Origin of the sequence: Plantactinospora sp. B24E8 (assembly GCF_039871735.1) — a bacterium.
Taxonomy (GTDB): domain Bacteria; phylum Actinomycetota; class Actinomycetes; order Mycobacteriales; family Micromonosporaceae; genus Plantactinospora.
Map to the genome: position 1 here is coordinate 98,523 of NZ_JBDPMH010000013.1, position 12,253 is coordinate 110,775.

Consider the following 12,253-nt stretch of genomic DNA (forward strand, 5'->3'; position numbering starts at 1 on the left):
ACGCCTGTTCGCCCGTCCGCCCGTTCGTGCGCGCGCCTGCGTGTCTGCGCGCGTGCGGGTGCGCGGCTGAGCGCAGACGTGAGGAAGGCGCGCGCCCTCTACCGAAAACGTTCATAAGGGGCCCTTCCGTGCGCAAAGCTGGGATGGGACGGGCGGTCGAGGCGGAGGAGGGCGACGATGACGCTGCAGGCGCGGGCCATCGGTACGCCGTTGGACCGCTTCGACGGGCCGGCGAAGGTCACCGGCACCGCCCGGTACGCCTTCGAACAGCCGGTGGAGAGTCCTGCCTACGTGTACCCGCTGCAGTCGACCATCGCGGCCGGCCGGATCGTCGGGGTGCGGACCGACGAGGCGGAGGCGGTGCCCGGCGTGCTGGCGGTGCTGACGTACCGGAACGCGACCCGGGTCGCCTCCTCGGACGACCCGGAGATCGCGCTCCTGCAGACCGACGAGGTGACGTTCCGGGGCCAGCTCGTCGGGGCGGTCGTCGCGGAGACCTCGGAGGTCGCCCGGCACGCCGCCGCGCTCGTCCGGTTCGAATACCTGCCGGTGCCGCACGACGTCGAACTGCGCTTCGACCATCCGCAGCGGTACGCCCCGGAGGTGGTCAACGGCGGCTTCGCGACCGACAGTGAACGCGGCGATCCGGAGGCGGCGCTGGCCGGGGCGGCAGTCCGGCACGAGGCCGTCTACACCACCCCGCGTTACCACCACAACCCGATCGAGCCGCACTCCACCACCGCGCTCTGGGCCGACGACCGGCTCACCCTGCACGTCGGCAGTCAGGGGGTGCACCGGCTGCGTACCTCGGTCGCCGAACTGTTCGGGCTCGCCGAGGAGCGGGTCCGGGTGATGTCGCCGCACGTCGGCGGGGCGTTCGGGTCGAAGCTGCACGCGCACGCCGACGTCAGTCTGGCGGTGCTGGCCGCGATGGCGGTTCCGGGCCGGCCGGTGAAACTGGCACTGACCCGGCAGCAGATGTTCTCCCAGGTCGGTTACCGGACGCCGTCGATCCAGCGGGTCCGGCTCGGCGCCGACGACAGCGGTCGGCTGGTCGCGGTGACCCACGAGTCCGTCCAGGTCACCGCCCGGAACAAGGAGTTCGCCGAGCAGACCGTGACGCCGACCCGGGTGATGTACGCGGCGTCGAACCGGCGTACCACGCACCGGATGGTCAGGCTCGACGTCTCGACGCCGACGATCATGCGGGCGCCGGGCAAGACCCCCGGCATGTACGCCCTGGAGTCGGCGATGGACGAGATGGCGATCGCCTGTGGGCGGGATCCGGTCGAGTTCCGGATCATCAACGAGCCGGCGGTCGACCCGGAACTGGACCGGCCGTTCTCCAGCCGCAACCTGGTCGCCTGTCTGGAGGAGGGGGCCCGCCGGTTCGGCTGGGCCGGGCGCGACCCGGCGCCGCGCAGCCGGCGGGAGGCGGGCTGGCTGATCGGCACCGGCGTCGCCGCCTCGATGTACCCGGTCTACCGGCTGCCGGGTTCGGTGGCCACCATCCGGTTGGGGCCGGACGGCCGCTACGCGGTACTGATCGGCGCGGCCGACCTCGGCACCGGCACCTGGACCAGCCTGACCCAGATCGCCGCCGACGCGTTGGCGGTGCCGGTCGACCGGATCGACCTGCGGATCGGCGACACCGACCTGCCGTCGGCGATGGCGGCCGGCGGGTCGTCCGGGATGACCTCGTGGGGCTCCACCGTGGTCGAGGCGGCCCGCCAGTTGACCCGTCGGCTCGCCGACGAGTACGGCGGCACGGTGCCGGCCTCAGGGCTCGAGGTCACCGTGGAGATGCCGGAGAACCCGGAGATGGCGCGCCTGTCGATGTACGCCTTCGGTGCGCAGTTCGCCGAGGTGCGGGTGCACGAGGAGACCGGCGAGATCCGGGTGCCCCGGCTGCTCGGGGTCTTCGCCGCCGGGCGGATCATCAACCCGAAGACCGGCCGTTCACAACTGCTCGGCGGGATGACCATGGGGTTGTCGATGGCGTTGCACGAGCAGGCGGTGATCGACCCGAGGTTCGGGCACGTGGTCAACCACGATCTCGCCGAATACCACATCGCCACCAACGCCGACGTCGGCTCGGTCGAGGTGCACCTGTTGCCCGAGGACGACCCGTACGTCAACCCGATGGGCTCGAAGGGCATTGGCGAGCTGGGCATCGTCGGGACCGCCGCGGCGATCGCGAACGCCGCCCACCACGCCACCGGCGTACGTGTCCGGGACCTGCCGGTGAGCCTGGACCACTTCCTCGACGGGGCGGTGCCGAGCGGGCGGTGAGCGGGGCCTCGCGGGCCATCACGAGCCGCGGTCGGCGTGCGGTGAGCGGGTGGTTCCGTTCGGTCAGGTGGTGAATCCGGCGATCGTCGGGGCAGTCGACGTTCGTACACTGGCGCGGTGACCGTAGCAGCGCCGATCGTCGCGCCCAGCATCCTCGCCGCCGACTTCGCCCGGCTGGCCGACGAGGTCCGGGCGGTGGAGTCCGCCGCGGACTGGTTGCACGTCGACGTGATGGACAACCACTTCGTGCCGAACCTGACCATCGGGCTGCCGGTGGTGCAGAGCCTGCTGGCGGCGACGGATCTGCCGTTCGACGTGCACCTCATGATCGAGGATCCGCGGCGCTGGGCGCCGAGTTACGCCGACGCCGGGGCGTACAACGTCACGTTCCACGCCGAGGCGTGCGACGACCCGGTGGCGCTCGCGAAGGACCTGCGGTCGGCCGGAGCCAAGGCGGGGCTGGCGATCGACCGGGACACTCCGATCGAACCGTACCTTGACCTGTTGCCCAGCTTCGATACATTGCTGATCATGACTATCAAGGCGGGTTTCGGGGGGCAGCGGTTCATCCCCGAACTGCTCGACAAGGTCCGGACCGCCCGCCGCCACGTCGCGGCCGGCCATCTGGAGCTGCGGATCGAGGTCGACGGCGGGATCGCGGCCGACACCATCGGGCAGGCGGCGGAGGCCGGCGCGGACGCGTTCGTCGCCGGCACCGCGGTCTACGGCGCCGCGGATCCCGCCGCGGCGGTGACCCGGCTCCGGCAGCTGGCCGAAACCGCCGCCTCCCGGGCATGAGCGAGCGGAGCGAGCGAATCGGCTGGTGCGGTGTCGGGGTGCCGGCATGAGCGTCGACGAGACCGAGGAGCGGCCCGACCTGATCCTGGTTGTCGATGACGACGAGGACATTGTCCGGTTCGTCTCGTTCAATCTAAAGTTGCACGGTTTCGAGGTGATGCAGGCCAGAGACGGCCAGGAGGCACTCGAGTTGATCGAGCGTCGCCGTCCCGACCTCGCCGTCGTCGACCTGCGGATGCCCCGGATCGACGGGCTGGAGCTGACCCGGCGGCTGCGGGCCAACCCGATGACCTCCGCGCTGCCGGTGATCATGTTGACTGCCAAGGGGCTGACCGTGGACAAGGTTCACGGGCTCACCGCCGGCGCGGACGACTACGTGGTCAAGCCCTTCGACACCGCGGAACTCGTGGCCCGGGTCAGTTCCACGCTGCGGCGCAACAAGGAGGCCCGGGAGGTTTCCCCGTTGACCGGGCTGCCCGGCAACACCCGGGTCCGGCGGGAGATCGGCGACCGGGTACGCAGCGGCGTCGACTACGCGGTCGGTTACATCGACATCGACCGGTTCAAGAGCGTCAACGACCGGTACGGCTTCGTCCGGGGCGACGAGTTCATCAGCGCCCTGGCCCGCAGCCTGCACCGGGCGGTCGTCTCGGTGGGGCTGCCCCCGGCCTTCCTCGGACACATCGGCGGCGACGACTTTGTCATCGTCTGCGCCCCGGAGCAGGTCCGGCCGCTCACCGAACGGGCCGTCGTCGACTTCGAGAAGACCGCCGACGAACTGTACGACCCGGAGGACGCCAAGCGCGGCTACGTCGAGCTCAAGGACCGGCGGGGCAACATCCAGCGGGCCCACCTGGTCACCCTCTCCATCGGGGTCTCGCTCTCGGTGCCCGAGCGTCGGTTCACCGACCCGCTCGAGGTGATCGCGGCCGCGTCCGAGATGAAGACGGTGGCGAAGAGCCAGCCCGGCTCCTTCGTCGCGATGGACCGACGGCGCGGCCCGAAGACCCGCGGTGGTGGCGAACTCAGCTGAGTCGTCCCGCCCTGGACGGCCCCGGGGCGAACGTGACCGGGGTCACTGTGCTGTGAAGTCCGTCGCCTCGTTGACCTTTGCCGCCCCGTTTCGTGTAACACTCGACCGGTACCCACCACGCGCTGGCGGGACTCGGTGAAATTCCGAACCGGCGGTGATCCGGGGCGACAGCTCCCGGTAAGCCCGCGACCCGGTCGGCCGTACGGCCGACCGGTGGACCTGGTGAGACTCCGGGGCCGACGGTTGGGCGCGGGCATCCGCCCACGCCCAGACAGTCCGGATGGGAGACAGCGCGCGGGACGGACGGGCCCGGTCGGGCGGCTTCGCCGCGCCGACCATCGTGGTCCGCCGGGGTCGGCTGCTGCCGTCCCCTGCCCGTCTCCGTTCGCCCGGCCCACCGGCCGGCAGCCTCCCCGCCCCGCCCGCGCGCACCGGGAAACCGCGCGAGGGAGAGGGAGAAGGATCGGCATGGGGAGTGTCTCCACCGACGAGGCGATGCGCCGGGCGATCGTGCTGGCGGCCCGCGGTCTGGGTACGACAAGTCCCAATCCGCTGGTCGGGTGCGTGCTGCTCGACTCGGGTGGCGAGATCGTGGGAGAGGGCTTCCACGCCTACGCCGGTGGCCCGCACGCCGAGATCGTGGCGCTCGCCCAGGCCGGTGAGCGGGCCCGGGGCGGCACCGCGGTGGTCACCCTGGAGCCCTGCAACCACACCGGTCGCACGGGGCCCTGCACCGAGGCACTGATCCGGGCCGGTGTCCGCCGGGTCGTGGTCGGGGTCACCGACCCCAACCCGGTCGCCGCCGGCGGCGCCGAGACGCTCCGGGCCGCCGGGGTCGAGGTCGAGCTCGGGGTCCGGGCCGCCGAGGCGGAGGCCGGCAACCTGGCCTGGCTGACCGCGGTACGACGGAACCGCCCCTACCTGATCTGGAAGTACGCGGCGACCCTGGACGGGCGGATCGCGGCGGCCGACGGCACCAGCATGTGGATCACGTCCGAGGCGGCCCGGATCGACGTGCACGCGCTGCGCGGCACCGTCGACGCGGTGATCGTCGGGGTCGGCACGGTTCTCGCCGACGACCCACGGCTGACCGTCCGGAACCTGCGCGACGGCAGCCTCGCCATCCGCCAGCCGCTGCGGGTCGTGGTGGACAGCGAGGGACGTACCCCGGCCGACGCCCGGGTCCGGGACGCCGCCGCCCCCACCTGGGTGGCGACCGCCGACGAGGTCGGCGCCGGCGCGGACGGGAAGGTCGACCTGCCCGCCCTGCTCGCCGCCCTCTACCAGCGCGGGGTCCGCGCGGCCCTGCTGGAGGGCGGGCCGATCCTGGCCGGCGCGTTCCTCGCCGCCGGCCTGGTCGACAAGGTCGTCGGCTACCTGGCGCCGAAGCTGCTCGGCGCCGGCCCCGCCGCCCTGGCCGACGCCGGCCCCACGACCATCTCCGAGGTTATCGACCTGGAGTTCACCGACATCACCCCGGTTGGACCCGATCTGCGGGTCACCGCGTTTCCCCGGAAGACGGAGGGCTGAGCGAATGTTCACCGGAATCGTGGAGGAGTTGGGCGAACTGGTACGACGGACCGACACGGGCGGCGACTCCGCCCTGGTCGCCATCCGTGGTCCGCTGGTCGTCTCCGACGCCCGGCACGGCGACTCGATCTCGGTCAACGGGGTCTGTCTGACCGTGGTCGACGTCGAGGGCGACGTCTTCACCGCCGACGTGATGGGTGAGACGTTCCGGCGTACCGCGCTGGGGGCGCTGCGTCCGGGCGACCCGGTCAACCTGGAACGGGCCGCCACGCTGGGCAGTCGGCTCGGTGGACACCTGGTGCAGGGACACGTCGACGGGGTGGCCGCGATCGTCCGGCGGGAACCGGCCGAGCAGTGGGAGACGGTGACCTTCACCCTGCCCGCCGGTCTCGCCCGGTACGTCGTGGAGAAGGGTTCGATCACCGTCGACGGGATCTCGTTGACGGTGGCCGCGCTGGACGCGGAGACGTTCTCGGTCGGGCTGATCCCGACCACCCTCAAGGCGACCACGCTCGGCGCCAAGCAGGTCGGCGAGCCGGTCAACCTGGAGGTGGACGTGCTCGCCAAGTACGTGGAGCGACTGCTGACGACCGGTGGACGACTGCCGGCCGACGGACTGGAGGCCGTGGCATGACAACGGGATTCGGCAGCATCGAACAGGCCCTGGCCGACATCGCGGCCGGCCGCCCGGTGGTGGTCGTCGACGACGAGAGCCGGGAGAACGAGGGAGACCTGATCTTCGCGGCCGAGAAGGCCACGCCCGAACTGCTGGCCTTCATGGTCCGGCACACCTCCGGCTACATCTGCGCGCCGATCACCGAGGAGGAGGCGGACCGGCTCGAACTGCCGCCGATGTACCACACCAACCAGGACCGGCGCGGTACGGCGTACACGGTGGCGGTGGACGCCCGGGAGGGGGTCAGCACCGGCATCTCGGCAGCGGACCGGGCGCACACCATCCGGCTGCTCGCCGACCCGGCCACCGACCCGACCGACCTGACCCGGCCGGGACACGTCGTACCGCTGCGGGCCAAGCCGGGCGGGGTGCTGCGCCGGGCCGGGCACACCGAGGCCGCCCTCGACCTCGCCCAGCTCGCCGGGCTCCGGCCGGCCGGCGTGCTCTGCGAACTGGTCAACGACGACGGCACCATGATGCGGCTGCCGGACCTGGAGAAGTTCTCCGCCGAGCACGGGCTGACGCTGATCAGCATCGCGGACCTGATCGCGTACCGCCGCCGGACCGAGCGGCAGGTCGAGCGGGTCGTGGAGACCCGGCTGCCAACCCGGTACGGCGAGTTCCGGGCCGTCGGTTACCGCGCCGAGTTCGAGTCCGCCGAGCACATCGCGATGGTCTACGGCGAGGTCGGCGACGGACGGGACATCCTCGTCCGGGTGCACTCGGAGTGCCTGACCGGTGACGTCTTCGGGTCGCTGCGCTGCGACTGCGGGCCGCAGCTCGACGCCGCGCTGGCCCGGGTCGCCGCCGAGGGGCGCGGCGTGGTCCTCTACATGCGCGGACACGAGGGACGCGGCATCGGCCTGCTGCACAAGCTGCAGGCGTACCAGTTGCAGGACCAGGGCCGGGACACCGTCGACGCGAACCTCGACCTGGGGCTGCCCGCCGACGCCCGCGACTACGGCACCGGCGCGCAGATCCTCTACGACCTCGGGGTCCGGTCGATGCGGCTGCTGACCAACAACCCGGCCAAGCGGGCCGGGTTGGAGGGGTACGGGCTGACCGTGGCCGGTCGGGAGCCGATGCCGGTCCGGGCCACCCCGGAGAACCTCCGCTACCTGCGGACCAAGCGGGACCGGATGGGGCATCTGCTGGACGAGCTGGACGGGCCGGTCGGGGTGGAGGGGCGCAACGGGCTGGCCGACGCGGTACGACCGGCGGAACGGACCCGGCACGGGGAGCAGTCGACCCGGCCGGTGGAGGAGTTGGCGGGGCAGGCCGCCGGTCCGGCGCGGCTGGCGGGACTGACCGAGGTTACGGAAAGGTTGGCGTGACGATGGCGGGTTTCGGAGAGCCGGACGCCTCGACGGTGGACGCGTCGGGGCTCACGATCGGGGTGGTGGCGTCCCGCTGGCACGGTGAACTCACCGACCACATGCTGGACCGGGCGGTCACCGCGGCGAAGGCGTGCGGCGTGGACGACGTGGTGGTGGCCCGGGTCGCCGGCTCGGTGGAGCTGCCGGTGGTGGCCCAGGCGCTGGCCCGGCGTTGTGACGCGGTGGTGGCGCTCGGCGTGGTGATCAGGGGCGCGACCGCGCACTTCGACTACGTCTGCCAGTCGGTGACCGAGGGGCTCACCCGGATCGCGTTGGACACCTCGACCCCGGTCGCGCACGGCGTACTCACGGTCAACAACCTGGAGCAGGCCCGGGACCGGGCGGGGCTGCCCGGCTCCGCCGAGGACAAGGGTTGGGCCGCGACCGTCGCGGCCCTGGAGGCCGCCGTGGCGATCCGGGAGATCAACGTCCGGCCCTGACCGGCCGTCGCGTCGACCGGGGTGGCTCAGTTGAGGCCGAGCGTGTGCAGGGCGATCGCGACGAAGCCGCGTACCGGCCGGTCCCAACCGGGTACGTCGGCGTCGTAGTCGTCGACGTGGGCTCCGGTCAGCGCGTCGAGCGCGAGGTCGGGCAGTCGGTCGGTGTCCCGCCGGGCCAGGCGCAGGGCCAACGCCACCGCGGCCGTGACCCGGACGACCGGCTCGGTGGCCGTCAGCAGTTCCTCGAGGACGGAGTCGACCCGTGGTGACCCGTCGGGTCGGGTGTCCGGCGTCGATCCGGCGGGCGGCCGACCGGCCGGTATGGAGCCGGCCGGCCAGCGGGCCAGCGTCAGGTTCGCGCTGGCCCGCACGTCGCGGCGGGTCCCGGGCACGGCCAGGAGCGCGGCCAGCCCGGGGCCGGTGGGCGGAAACCAGGCGACCAGTTCGGCCGCGAGGGCGGCGACCAGGTCGTCCGGGTCGGTGAGCCAGACGACGTACCGGTCCAGGTGCCGGGCCCCGGCGGCGTAGGCGTCGGCCGCCCAGCGCACCGCCACACCGTCGGCGAGTTCCGCCACCTCCTCGTGGTCGAACAGGTCCTCCGCCTGCAGATGCCGATCGACAAGCGCCGTCTGCTCGTCGGTGATCCCCTCGGCGGCGGCGAAGACCCGGCGGGCCTCGAACGGCAGCGCGTCGTCGCGCTGGTCGCCGAGGACCACCGCACGGAGCAGGCCGACCACCGCCGCCCGGTCCGGGGTGGCCGGGTCGTCGACCAGGGCCACCAGGAACGGCACCACGTACCGACTCGCTCCCCACCGGGTGCCCTGGTGGTAGACGTTGCCGTACAGTTCCGACAGCGCCGCGTGCCGGACCGCCGACTCCGCCGAGCGCAGCCCCCGCAGCTGGTCCGGTACGTCGACCGCCGGCCCGTACGCGTGGTACAGCGAATCCCACCCGACCTCGTCGAGTCCAGCCAACGGGTCGGTCACCTGAATCACGCGACGGTTCTACCAGCCGGGGCGGACAGCCGACGCCAGGACCGATTCCCGCCAGCATCCGGTCGGCGGCCGGAGCAGGATCGGGAACATGACCACCACGACCACCACCACGTTCAGGGTGCGGGCCATCGCCGGAATCGAGCTGGACCGGGTACGGACCAGCGGGCGGGACGCCTCCGGCCACCCGGTCGAGCGGCAGACCGCCGAGGGCGGCGAACAGTTGCGCTGCTGCCTGCGGCTGGCCGAACCGGACGAGCCGATCCTGTTGTTCGGCTACCGGCCACCGATGCCGGCCAGCCCGTACCGGGAAACCGGAGCGGTGTACACCCACGCCGAGCCGTGTCCGGGCCCGGGCGGCGACGGCTATCCCGCCGCCTTCCGCGGCCGCCAGCAGGTCCTGCGCGCGTACGACAACCGGGGCTGGATCCGGACCGCCCGGGTGCACGACGGCGGCGACCCGGAGACGGTGATCGCCGACCTGTTCAGCGACCCGGCGATCGTCCAACTGCACAGCCGCAACGTCGCCTGGGGCTGTTACACCTTCACCGTCGAGCGGGCGGGATAGCTTCGGGCCTGCCGGTCAGAGCCGGCCGGCCTCGATGATCCGGCGGAGGAACCGCCGGGTTCGCGGCTGCGTCGGCTCACCGAGCACCTGTTCCGGCGGCCCCTGCTCGAGGACCCGGCCACCGTCGAGGAAGCAGACCCGGTCGGCGACCTCCCGGGCGAAACCCATCTCGTGGGTGGCCAGCACCATCGTCATGCCCTCCGCCTTCAGAGACCGGATCATTGTCAGCACCTCGCCGACCAGTTCCGGGTCGAGTGCCGAGGTCACCTCGTCGAGCAGCAGCAGCCGGGGCGAGTTGACCAGGGCCCGGACGATCGCCACCCGCTGCTGCTGGCCCCCGGAGAGCCGGTCCGGGTAGCTGTCGGCCCGCTCCGCCAGGCCGACCCGGGCGAGCAGTTCCCGGGCCTGCGCCTCGGCCTCGGCGCGGGGCCGCCGGTGCACCCGCACCGGAGCCAGGGTGATGTTGTCCAGCACCCGCAGGTGCGGAAACAGGTTGTACGCCTGGAAGACGATGCCGATCCGACGTCGTACCAGGTCGGGGTCGATGCCGGGCGCGGTGATGTGCTCGCCGTCGAGGTGCACGGTGCCGTCGTCGGGTTCCTCCAGCAGGTTGACGCAGCGCAGCAGGGTGGACTTGCCGGACCCCGAGGCGCCGATCAGCGCCACCACCTCGTGTTCGTCGACGTCGAGGTCGAGCCCGTCGAGCACCACCTGGCCGGCGTAGACCTTGCGCAGGTTGCGGCAGCTCAGCACCGGCGGTGTCATCGGGCCGCCTGCCGACGGGCGGCGCGCAGCGTCACCCAGTCGGTGACGGCGATCAACGGTACGGCGAGCAGCACGAAGAGCACCCCCGCGACGATGTACGGCGTGTAGTTGAAGGTTTCGGCGGTCGCGATCTGGGCTGCCCGTACCGCGTCGATCGGCCCGGCCAGCGAGACGAGGCCGACGTCCTTCTGCAGCGCCACGACGTCGTTGAGCATGGGCGGGGTGACCCGGCGGACCGCCTGGGGCAGGACGACGTACCGCATGGTCTGCCGGTGGGTCAGGCCCAGTGACCGGGCGGCGGCGAGCTGGCTCGGGTGCACCGACTCGATGCCGGCCCGGAAGACCTCGGCCAGGTAGCCGCCGTAGGTGAGGACCAGGGCGGCGGCGCCGAGCACCAACACCGACGGCATGCCCTGCAGCCGCAGTCCGGGCACCCCGAGGGTGAAGACGTAGAGCACGATGATCAGCGGCAGGCCACGGAACGTGTAGGTGTAGCCGGCGGCCAGCGTCCGTAGCGGGAAGAAGACCGGGCCGCGAAGGGTACGCAGCAGTGCCACGACCAGTCCGACGGCGAGTGCGCCGACGGCGCAGAAGACCAGCAGCCGGAGGTTGAGCCACAGCCCGGTGACGATCTCCGGCAGCGCCGCCCGGGCGATCCGGAGGTCGAGGAAGGACTGCCGGACCCGGTCCCAGCCGGGGGCGCCGGTCACCGTCACCACGAGCAGCGTGCCGAGCACGCCGGTCGAGGCGGCGGCGACCAGCACGGAGCGGACCGTCTGCCGTTTCCGGTAGGCGGCCCGCTCCAGTGCGACCGGGGACAGGGGGTGGTCGGTCGACCTCACGTGAGTTCGCGGGCGCCCGCCACGTCGGCGAGCCAGGTCTTCTCCAGTTCGGCGAGGGTGCCGGCCTCGCGGAGCGCGTTGACCGCGTTGCTGACGCAGCCGGTCAGCGGCGAGTCCTTGTCCAGGACCAGACCGAACGTCTCCGGCAACCCCACCTGGGGCAGTTGACCGACGATGACCGCGTCCTTGAGTTGGGCGGACGTGATGTAGAAGGCGGTGGGCAGGTCGACCACCAGACCGTCGATCTGACCGTTCTGCAGGGCCTTCTTCGCGTCGTCGTTGTTGTCGTAGACCTGGGCCTTCGCGGTCGGCTGGATGATGTCCGTGATCGCCTGGTAGCTGGTGCTGCCGACCTGGGCGCCGAGCTTGGCGCCCTTCAGCCCGGCGAGGGTGGTCGCACCGGCGATCGGCGAGTCCTTGGCCGCGATCACCGCCTGCCGGACCAGGTAGTACGGCGAGGAGAAGTCGACCGCCTGCTGGCGTTCGTCGCTGATGGAGAACTGGTTGACGGTGAAGTCGAAGTCCTTCGGCCCGGGGGCGATCGCGTTGTTGAACTTGACCCGGATCCACTGCACGTCGATCCGGGCGAAGCCGAGCCGCTCCGCCACCTCGTAGGCGACCGCGGACTCGAAGCCCTTGCCGTTGGACGGCATGTTCTCGCTGAACCAGGGCGCGTGCGCGGGTTCGTCGGTGGCGACGGTGAGTTTGCCGGGGGTCTTGGTTGTCAGGTTCTCCTTCGTACAGGCGTTGTTCTGTCCGGGAGGCGGGGCGGGGTCGACCACGGGCGCGCAGCCGGCGAGGGCCGCGAGCAGGAGGGTGGCGGTCGCGAACGCGAGCGACGTAGATCGGCGAGCCATGGCCGACAGCATAGGCACACGTCGAGGTCATCCATAGATCCTCATCGGTTCACCTCTGATATTCGCGGACCTGGGTGATCTGCC

11 protein-coding genes and 1 pseudogene are annotated in these 12,253 nt (G+C 71.9%); 8 read left to right on the forward strand and 4 right to left on the reverse strand.

Going from position 1 to position 12,253, the window contains the following annotated elements; all coding sequences use genetic code 11:
* Positions 1–177 precede the first annotated feature (177 nt).
* The 7 genes and pseudogenes from ABGB21_RS20190 to ribH all read left to right on the forward strand — a co-directional run bounded on the left by ABGB21_RS20190 (position 178) and on the right by ribH (position 8,145).
* The gene (locus ABGB21_RS20190) at positions 178–2,292 is read left to right on the forward strand and encodes a xanthine dehydrogenase family protein molybdopterin-binding subunit (RefSeq protein WP_347678964.1); all 2,115 of its coding nucleotides are present in this window, start codon (positions 178–180) and stop codon (positions 2,290–2,292) included.
* Between the two features lie 117 nt (positions 2,293–2,409).
* Positions 2,410–3,090 carry a ribulose-phosphate 3-epimerase gene (gene rpe, locus ABGB21_RS20195; RefSeq protein WP_347678966.1) on the forward strand — a complete coding sequence of 227 codons (681 nt, stop codon included), beginning with the start codon at positions 2,410–2,412 and terminating at the stop codon, positions 3,088–3,090.
* Between the two features lie 46 nt (positions 3,091–3,136).
* Positions 3,137–4,123, forward strand: coding sequence for a response regulator (locus tag ABGB21_RS20200; protein WP_347678968.1), 987 nt, complete (start codon positions 3,137–3,139; stop codon positions 4,121–4,123).
* 468 nt (positions 4,124–4,591) lie between these two features.
* On the forward strand, positions 4,592–5,653 hold the full coding sequence (gene ribD / locus ABGB21_RS20205) for a bifunctional diaminohydroxyphosphoribosylaminopyrimidine deaminase/5-amino-6-(5-phosphoribosylamino)uracil reductase RibD (protein WP_347655045.1): 1,062 nt from the start codon (positions 4,592–4,594) through the stop codon (positions 5,651–5,653).
* 4 nt (positions 5,654–5,657) lie between these two features.
* Positions 5,658–6,287, forward strand: a complete 630-nt coding sequence (locus ABGB21_RS20210) for a riboflavin synthase (RefSeq protein WP_347655044.1) — start codon at positions 5,658–5,660, stop codon at positions 6,285–6,287.
* A pseudogene (locus ABGB21_RS20215) lies at positions 6,284–7,483 on the forward strand (bifunctional 3,4-dihydroxy-2-butanone-4-phosphate synthase/GTP cyclohydrolase II); the annotation flags it as partial. The gene ABGB21_RS20210 and the pseudogene ABGB21_RS20215, both read left to right, overlap by 4 nt.
* A 182-nt stretch (positions 7,484–7,665) precedes the next feature.
* Complete coding sequence (gene ribH / locus ABGB21_RS20220; RefSeq protein ID WP_347655043.1) at positions 7,666–8,145, forward strand: 6,7-dimethyl-8-ribityllumazine synthase; 480 nt, start codon at positions 7,666–7,668, stop codon at positions 8,143–8,145.
* A 26-nt stretch (positions 8,146–8,171) separates the two neighbouring features.
* Here the strand turns inward: ribH and ABGB21_RS20225 are convergent, their stop codons facing one another.
* A complete protein-coding gene (locus tag ABGB21_RS20225) occupies positions 8,172–9,140 on the reverse strand; it encodes a hypothetical protein (protein WP_347655042.1) in 969 nt (322 codons plus the stop codon).
* Positions 9,141–9,228: 88 nt separating this feature from the next.
* Here ABGB21_RS20225 and ABGB21_RS20230 point away from each other — a divergent pair, with 88 nt between their 5' ends.
* Positions 9,229–9,705, forward strand: a complete 477-nt coding sequence (locus ABGB21_RS20230) for a DUF1203 domain-containing protein (protein ID WP_347678970.1) — start codon at positions 9,229–9,231, stop codon at positions 9,703–9,705.
* A gap of 15 nt (positions 9,706–9,720) precedes the next feature.
* Here ABGB21_RS20230 and ABGB21_RS20235 read toward each other — a convergent pair whose 3' ends face one another.
* The 3 genes from ABGB21_RS20235 to ABGB21_RS20245 are packed head-to-tail and all read right to left on the reverse strand — an operon-like array spanning position 9,721 to position 12,169.
* Positions 9,721–10,470, reverse strand: coding sequence for an amino acid ABC transporter ATP-binding protein (locus ABGB21_RS20235; RefSeq protein WP_347655040.1), 750 nt, complete (start codon positions 10,468–10,470; stop codon positions 9,721–9,723).
* Entirely contained in the window at positions 10,467–11,312 is an 846-nt protein-coding gene (locus tag ABGB21_RS20240; RefSeq protein WP_347655039.1) for an amino acid ABC transporter permease, read from the reverse strand. The genes ABGB21_RS20235 and ABGB21_RS20240 overlap by 4 nt, the downstream gene beginning before the upstream one ends.
* The gene (locus tag ABGB21_RS20245) at positions 11,309–12,169 is read right to left on the reverse strand and encodes an ABC transporter substrate-binding protein (protein ID WP_347678972.1); all 861 of its coding nucleotides are present in this window, start codon (positions 12,167–12,169) and stop codon (positions 11,309–11,311) included. The genes ABGB21_RS20240 and ABGB21_RS20245 overlap by 4 nt, the downstream gene beginning before the upstream one ends.
* Positions 12,170–12,253: the final 84 nt, after the last annotated feature.